The organism is Candidatus Nanopelagicales bacterium (assembly GCA_018003655.1).
In the GTDB taxonomy this organism is placed as follows: Bacteria; Actinomycetota; Actinomycetes; order S36-B12; family UBA10799; genus JAGNDY01.
Window position 1 is genome coordinate 1 of sequence record JAGNDY010000144.1, and the last position, 3,590, is coordinate 3,590.

Annotated in this window: 12 protein-coding genes; 1 reads left to right on the plus strand and 11 read right to left on the minus strand. The window is 68.4% G+C overall.

What is annotated here, in order from left to right; translation table 11 throughout:
- Window positions 1-197, plus strand: a 197-nt coding sequence (locus KAZ48_11400; protein ID MBP7973395.1) for a hypothetical protein, incomplete at its 5' end; no start/stop codon positions are given.
- A 78-nt stretch (window positions 198-275) separates the two neighbouring features.
- On the opposite strand, the gene KAZ48_11405 is transcribed toward KAZ48_11400, so the two are convergent.
- The 11 genes from KAZ48_11405 to KAZ48_11455 form a co-directional block, all read right to left on the minus strand.
- Window positions 276-557 (minus strand): hypothetical protein, encoded by a 282-nt coding sequence (locus tag KAZ48_11405; protein ID MBP7973396.1) that lies wholly within the window; start codon window positions 555-557, stop codon window positions 276-278.
- Between the two features lie 137 nt (window positions 558-694).
- The gene (locus KAZ48_11410; protein ID MBP7973397.1) at window positions 695-904 is read right to left on the minus strand and encodes a hypothetical protein; all 210 of its coding nucleotides are present in this window, start codon (window positions 902-904) and stop codon (window positions 695-697) included.
- Entirely contained in the window at window positions 901-1,344 is a 444-nt protein-coding gene (locus tag KAZ48_11415) for a RusA family crossover junction endodeoxyribonuclease (GenBank protein MBP7973398.1), read from the minus strand. Before KAZ48_11415 ends, KAZ48_11410 begins: the two co-directional genes overlap by 4 nt.
- The gene (locus KAZ48_11420; protein ID MBP7973399.1) at window positions 1,341-1,622 is read right to left on the minus strand and encodes a WhiB family transcriptional regulator; all 282 of its coding nucleotides are present in this window, start codon (window positions 1,620-1,622) and stop codon (window positions 1,341-1,343) included. The genes KAZ48_11415 and KAZ48_11420 overlap by 4 nt, the downstream gene beginning before the upstream one ends.
- A complete protein-coding gene (locus tag KAZ48_11425) occupies window positions 1,619-1,843 on the minus strand; it encodes a hypothetical protein (protein MBP7973400.1) in 225 nt (74 codons plus the stop codon). Before KAZ48_11425 ends, KAZ48_11420 begins: the two co-directional genes overlap by 4 nt.
- Window positions 1,840-1,983 carry a hypothetical protein gene (locus KAZ48_11430; GenBank protein ID MBP7973401.1) on the minus strand — a complete coding sequence of 48 codons (144 nt, stop codon included), beginning with the start codon at window positions 1,981-1,983 and terminating at the stop codon, window positions 1,840-1,842. Before KAZ48_11430 ends, KAZ48_11425 begins: the two co-directional genes overlap by 4 nt.
- Window positions 1,980-2,606 (minus strand): hypothetical protein, encoded by a 627-nt coding sequence (locus KAZ48_11435; GenBank protein MBP7973402.1) that lies wholly within the window; start codon window positions 2,604-2,606, stop codon window positions 1,980-1,982. The genes KAZ48_11430 and KAZ48_11435 overlap by 4 nt, the downstream gene beginning before the upstream one ends.
- Before the next feature lie 115 nt (window positions 2,607-2,721).
- Entirely contained in the window at window positions 2,722-3,051 is a 330-nt protein-coding gene (locus KAZ48_11440) for a hypothetical protein (protein ID MBP7973403.1), read from the minus strand.
- Window positions 3,048-3,248, minus strand: coding sequence for a hypothetical protein (locus KAZ48_11445; protein ID MBP7973404.1), 201 nt, complete (start codon window positions 3,246-3,248; stop codon window positions 3,048-3,050). Before KAZ48_11445 ends, KAZ48_11440 begins: the two co-directional genes overlap by 4 nt.
- Window positions 3,245-3,406, minus strand: coding sequence for a hypothetical protein (locus KAZ48_11450; GenBank protein ID MBP7973405.1), 162 nt, complete (start codon window positions 3,404-3,406; stop codon window positions 3,245-3,247). The genes KAZ48_11445 and KAZ48_11450 overlap by 4 nt, the downstream gene beginning before the upstream one ends.
- Window positions 3,403-3,590 (minus strand): hypothetical protein (locus KAZ48_11455; GenBank protein MBP7973406.1); only part of this gene is annotated, 188 nt, incomplete at its 5' end. The genes KAZ48_11455 and KAZ48_11450, both read right to left, overlap by 4 nt.

Below are 3,590 nucleotides of genomic sequence, written 5' to 3' on the forward strand. Positions count from 1 at the left end.
AGACGGCAGCGATGAGTGCTAGCCGCTGCAACCTGTATGGCGGTTTGCGCTCAGTCATCGCTCACACCGTCCAGGGCTTCCTTGACGTGACGCAGGCCGTGAGCACTTGTCACTGCCAAGGGTCGCGCGGCGGGGAGTCGCAGGCGCAGTGCTCGCTGTCGACGCCTTCACCGGCTCATCAAGCCGCTGGATCGTAACCGACGGGTCCAACACCTCAACAAGTTCCCCGATCCATTCCTGCACCTTCTCCAACGCGCCCGCCAACGTCATGTCGCTCATCGCTTTCCCTCCATCTCAATGTCGTGTCCCAGGGCGGAGAGAATATCCCGCATGGCCGCTGCATACCCAGCCATCCAGTCGCCGTGCACCGCAGGAATCGGCCCTCCTGCACGCTCCCGTACCCGCGCGATAGCAGCCTCGGCCTCCAGCGCACGCTCCTCCCAGCGGTCCTTGTCGACACATGCCGTAACGCCGTGCAGCGTGCCGTTTAGGTTGCACATCGGCAGGCCCAGCGGAATCTCCACCTGGCCGCAGTCGCACTCACTCATCGCCATCACGGTCCCAGTGCGGTCGTCTCTCGGTCACCATTGGCGCCACGTCCCTTCATCGTCGGTTCCTGCGTGTTGTCCTATGTGGTGGGCGCGGATTTCGCAGCGCGCACCGGCCGGGCCGAACACGCCGCAGACGCTGCCGATCATTTCCGCGCCCCCGGTCCGGTGTTGGCGGCGATGTTGCGGATGCTGCGCACCTCGAGCGCCCCGGGGTCGGGCCAGGCCAGCGCACCGTCGGCGATCAGGCCGAGCGCGTCGAGCAGCATCGCCGCATCGTCGACGGTGTGAGCCTTCGAGCACACGTAGAGGGCGGCGGCGCGGGGGTCGGGGATCATGGTCAGGCGTGCGCTCACGGGGTCGTCACCTCGTCTATGTGGATGCACACGCCGGGGACGGGGTACACGGTGTCGGTGTACCGTTTCGAGCCGCGCCACCAGGCGACCTGCGAGTCGTCGCGGATCGCCCCCGATTCGGTCAACGCATCCAGCACCGAACGCATCAACTTGTCGGCGTCGGGGGCCACCGTGTGCATCTGCGGCGCGGACGGTTTCAGGACATCGGCGTTGCGTCCGGTGCCGTAGTGGGCTTTCGGCCGAGGGAACACGAACATCAGGGAGACGAACACTGGGCCGTGCAGGATCGGCTCCCATCCGGCGTCGTGGATCGCGGCGACGATGGCCTGCATCCACGGCAGGAGTTTCTTGTTCGCGTCGTGGTAGCCGCCCCACCGGCCCTTGATGATGTTGCCCTTCTGCTGCGGCACACCCGGCACAAAAACGCTCTGCCCGGTCATGGGCGTTCCCGAATCGGGGCGTCCAGTCGTGCGGCCAGGGCGGTGCGCTGCGCCGGGGTGGTGCCGCCCCAGATGCCGCTCCTGTAGGTGATGCCGTTGGCAGGCTCAAACCGCATCGCCGTGGCCAGGCAGTCGGATCGCACCGGGCAGCGGCTGCAGGTGTCCAGGGCGGCGCGGTTGGCGTCGCTGCGGCCCCACTGCATGTCGTCGGCGCGGTCGGTCCACGCGGCGGGTTCGAGGTCGGAGTCGGCGCACAGCGCCCAGTGGTGCCAGGTCATCCCAGCCCCCGCTCTGCGTCGAGACGGGCGACGGTGTCGCGGTGCTGCTTCCAGCGGCAGTACACGTCGACCTCGTTGTTGCCGGTGACGATCAGCCCGCAGGTGCAGGTGCGCACCCACGCGCCGCGGGCGGTGGCCATCGACACGAGCAGGGCCTCGGTGGGGTGAAGTTTGCGGGAGCCGATGGGTTGCAGCCGGTGTCCGTGGGTGGACAGGTTCATGACGCACCGTCCAACAACCGCAGAACGCACTCTGCTGGGATGGTCGCGTAGGTGCCTGTCAGCCCTGCCGCGCGGTGCTCCTCGATAGCCTCTTTGCAGAACTCGCGCACACGTTGGAGCACGTCGGCATCGGTGGTCATGCGTCGATCTCCCACCGGGTCTTCGCGGACGATGCGGGCGCTTGCCCGTTAGCGTCAGAGCGGTAGGCGCGCCGTGTCCCGCGACGGTTGCCGCTGCGGTCACGCACTCTCGGCTTCGTGATCCACGCGGGCGTCCATCCCGCGGCGCGGTAGATCGTGCCGGTGTGAACGTCCTGGTCCTGATATGAGATGAGCCGTACGACCTCGGGTAGCAGCACGCGAATCTGCCGCCTCATCTGCCCGAGCATGTGGCTCGCAGTGCAGTGTGGCGCGTCGGGCGCGACTGCCATGCGGCGCAGTTCCAGCCAGTCCTGCGGCAGCCCGCGGGCGCTGGGGTTATGCCAGAACGCGACGGCAAAGACGGTGTGGCGGTAGTGGGATGCGAACGCCAGGCGCCACGGGCCGCGCTGGACGTGCGGCAAGCGTGAGTGCCACGCGGCGTTGTACTTCACCAGGGTTGCCGCGTCGAACGGCTCCACCGTCAGGGCGGTAGCCCGCGACGGTGCTGGGTGCTCGTTGGAATCCAGCAGGGGTGCCAGTCGACGATCGAGCGGCGGCCCCGGCGTGATGCCGGCGGTGTCGCCTTCAAAGACGGGGCCGCCTGCCGCGACGGTAGCACTCATGACCACACCCGCCTGACAACCCAGCCGCCGAGCGCGGCGAGCGCGGCGGCGCCGATCGCCAGGCCGAGCACCACACCCAGCGCCGTGTCGGCCGCGTCGGACCATCGGATCGGGGTCACGACGCACCGTCCGCCAGGGCTTCGACAGTGGGGCACGGCCAGTAGTAGGTGCCTCCGGGCGCACACTCGATGCACTCATTGCTGAAGTGCGACTGCCGGTGCAACTCCCGCACCCGCTCGATCGCGGCCTCGGCCTGGGCAAGCTGTTCGGCGAAGTCGATGTGCGGCAGCGACTCGGCGATGACGCGATGGAGTCGCTGCACCTCGGCCTCAGCGCGTTCGGCGCGAGCGCGCAGCGCGGACACGGCCCGCCATGCGGCGTCGGTTGCCATGCCGCTCTGGTCGTCGCAGTTGAGAACAGCCGTCAGGTAGTCCTCGTCGGTCATGACGCACCGTCCAGCGTGATGATTTCGATGTCGCTGGATACCACCAGCGGCATGCCACGGCGGCGTGCGTCTTCATATCGGGCGCGGATGACCCGAGCCTCCTGCTCCGTGATGACGGGGCGCGTCTTGCTACGGAAGATGACCGGGATGCCTTTGGGTTGGCGGCGTGGCCGCAGCCGACGCGGTGTGTGACTCATTCCGACCGCCCCCAGTCGTGGCCCCACCTGGTCACGGCGGACAGCAGGGCGCGGAGTCTGCGGACCTCGTCGCGGGCCTCACGCGCTTGGACGTGCCGGACGAGAGTCAGTCCGAGGGCGACGGTCAGGGCCAGCGCCCACGGCCACGCGGGGGTCACGCGGACCACGCAGCGAGGAATATCCCGGCGCCGAGTCCGGCGATGATCGCGGCGGGGATGGCGGCGGCCGTCTCGGTCCAGGGCCAGCGCCGGTCCGTGACCCATGCGACGAACCCGGCCAGCCAGCAGACGGTGAGGAAAGTGAGAGTCATTTCGCGGCCATCCATTCGGTGCGGAACTCGTC

What these genes read in the sequence shown, in the direction of transcription:
- KAZ48_11420 (MBP7973399.1), bottom strand. Translation starts at nt 1,622, where the DNA reads ATGACCTGGCACCACTGGGCGCTGTGCGCCGACTCCGACCTCGAACCC.
- KAZ48_11435 (MBP7973402.1), bottom strand. Translation starts at nt 2,606, where the DNA reads ATGAGTGCTACCGTCGCGGCAGGCGGCCCCGTCTTTGAAGGCGACACC.
- KAZ48_11425 (MBP7973400.1), bottom strand. Translation starts at nt 1,843, where the DNA reads ATGAACCTGTCCACCCACGGACACCGGCTGCAACCCATCGGCTCCCGC.
- KAZ48_11430 (MBP7973401.1), bottom strand. Translation starts at nt 1,983, where the DNA reads ATGACCACCGATGCCGACGTGCTCCAACGTGTGCGCGAGTTCTGCAAA.
- KAZ48_11445 (MBP7973404.1), bottom strand. Translation starts at nt 3,248, where the DNA reads ATGAGTCACACACCGCGTCGGCTGCGGCCACGCCGCCAACCCAAAGGC.
- KAZ48_11415 (MBP7973398.1), bottom strand. Translation starts at nt 1,344, where the DNA reads ATGACCGGGCAGAGCGTTTTTGTGCCGGGTGTGCCGCAGCAGAAGGGC.
- KAZ48_11440 (MBP7973403.1), bottom strand. Translation starts at nt 3,051, where the DNA reads ATGACCGACGAGGACTACCTGACGGCTGTTCTCAACTGCGACGACCAG.